The sequence below is a fragment of the Enterorhabdus sp. P55 genome (assembly GCF_009911695.1).
Lineage (GTDB): Bacteria > Actinomycetota > Coriobacteriia > Coriobacteriales > Eggerthellaceae > Enterorhabdus.
Map to the genome: position 1 here is coordinate 1 of NZ_QWKK01000317.1, position 532 is coordinate 532.

Annotated in this window: 1 protein-coding gene; it reads right to left on the reverse strand. The window is 40.4% G+C overall.

Annotation, left to right across the window (positions count from 1 at the left end; all coding sequences use genetic code 11):
• Nucleotides 1-38: 38 nt before the first annotated feature.
• Nucleotides 39-532: hypothetical protein (locus D1643_RS11460; protein WP_160710693.1), on the reverse strand; the 494-nt coding region annotated here is incomplete at its 5' end.

Sequence of the window (532 nt, forward strand, 5' to 3'; positions counted from 1 at the left end):
ATAAAAATTACCCTTATGAGTAATTTTTATTTTACAGATTATACTGAGCGTGATCCAACTGCTTTGAGGAATGCAGTAAGGATACCAGGCGATTGGCCCAAGTTACCCCAACCAGCTACGATAACGCCTGAGACAACCCCTACAATAATCATTGTAACAGCTTTTCCCCAGAATTGTTCTTGTTCGTCGTGTTTAACGATTTTAGTAATACCGCCAACAAGCCCAAAGAGCATCATAGCAAGGAAAATGAAGAAGAATGCTGCGTCACCAATAGATAAGGTAATTTCATTTACAAACCCATATATTGCGTCATATACTGTACGTATTTGCTTGACAGCTGCGCCTTTGTCCATTCGAGGAAGTTTGTTTAGCGCGGTCGCCAACTTATTCCATAACGCCATTAATGGCGTTTGAGTAGCAGCTAATAGAATTGCTACTACAATTGCGGCGGTTGTTGAAATTAACCAGCCTGTAATTTGTGATATCCCACCAGGTTGTCCATGAACTTGAATCGCTTTGATTACTGTTTTAG